This is a genomic window from Terrabacter sp. 2RAF25, from assembly GCF_052115265.1.
Taxonomy (GTDB): domain Bacteria; phylum Actinomycetota; class Actinomycetes; order Actinomycetales; family Dermatophilaceae; genus Terrabacter.
Map to the genome: position 1 here is coordinate 1 of NZ_JBFRGJ010000026.1, position 723 is coordinate 723.

Consider the following 723-nt stretch of genomic DNA (forward strand, 5'->3'; position numbering starts at 1 on the left):
GTCCTGCGTCTCGCGGTTGGCCGATTGCAGCATCAGGAGCATGACGCAGAGGCTGCTCTCCACGTCCCGCGCATCGAGGCGGTCGGTTTTCTCCATGACCTTCACGCGCCCCGCCGCGGCGCGGTCGAGCGCCTGGCGGTARGGGTGCTGGCGGTCCTTCAGGCGCTTCAGCGTCTGCGAGTAGATCGCCTCGTTTGGCACGATCCASAGGACRAAGCCGGTGTTYCGGTCGAGATAGCGCCCCATGACGCGCGAGACCGCCRAGGCSGCAAGCCAGGTCTTGCCGCCGCCCGTGGGCACCTTCAGTACGACATTGGGCACGGGCCTGCCGCAGCCGTCGAAGCGGGGCGAGAAGGGAATGTCGGCACGCGAGGCGGGCAGCTTGCCTGCCGCTTCCAACCCTTTCCAGGCACCTTCCGCGAAATCGGGGATGGGGAGGCCAAGGCCGGGGTTCTGCGCCGCGAGGGCCGCCACCTGATCCGCGAGCGCCTTCTTCTCCTTCAGAAGATCGAGATAGGTGTCGAGCGTCGAGATCACGCGGTCCTGATAGTCGAGCTGGCGGAACATGGGTTCAGCTCCGGTCGATGCGGTAGAGCGCGAAGGGCAGGGGCACGAACTCCACGGGAATGTTCTGTTCGGACAGCATCTTCTGGCTGACGAACCGGGCCGGGGCAAAGACCAGGTGCCGTTCGTCCGGCGCGGCCGCGGCGAACGCCTTGGCGC

General features: G+C 66.9%; 1 protein-coding gene. It reads right to left on the bottom strand.

Features of this window, described 5'->3' with window-relative positions; genetic code table 11:
* The coding region (locus tag AB4091_RS21790) for a DEAD/DEAH box helicase family protein (protein ID WP_442294991.1) at positions 1–567 on the bottom strand (567 nt) is incomplete at its 3' end.
* Positions 568–723: the final 156 nt, after the last annotated feature.